This window comes from Staphylococcus sp. HMSC34G04 (assembly GCF_001838765.1).
GTDB lineage: Bacteria > Bacillota > Bacilli > Staphylococcales > Staphylococcaceae > Staphylococcus > Staphylococcus epidermidis.
Genome location: NZ_KV838756.1, coordinates 1 through 364, shown reverse-complemented (window position 1 = coordinate 364; position 364 = coordinate 1). Strand labels below are relative to the sequence as shown.

Below are 364 nucleotides of genomic sequence, written 5' to 3'. Positions count from 1 at the left end.
TTTGGTAAACCTCAAACAATTATTACAGATCAAGCACCTTCAATGAAGGTGGCCATGTCTAAGTTGAGGAAAGATTTTAAACTCAAATCTAATTGTCATTGTACATCTAAGTATCTTAATAACCTCATTGAACAAGATCATCGTCATATTAAGGTGAAGAAGACAAGCTATCGAAGTATTAATACGGCAAAGAACACGCTCAAAGGCATTGAATGTATTTATGGATTATATAAAAGGAACCGTAGGTCTCTTCAGATCTACGGATTTTCTCCTTGTCACGAAATTAGTTACATGTTAGTCAGTTAAACGAAGACTGACACAATAAAATGGTGATTAGCTATATTTTTCTAACTTTGCAACAGAA

1 protein-coding gene is annotated in these 364 nt (G+C 33.5%); it reads left to right on the top strand.

Annotation, left to right across the window (positions count from 1 at the left end; genetic code table 11):
• Positions 1 to 306 (top strand): DDE-type integrase/transposase/recombinase (locus HMPREF3241_RS10155; RefSeq protein WP_141763188.1); only part of this gene is annotated, 306 nt, incomplete at its 5' end.
• Positions 307 to 364 lie beyond the last annotated feature (58 nt).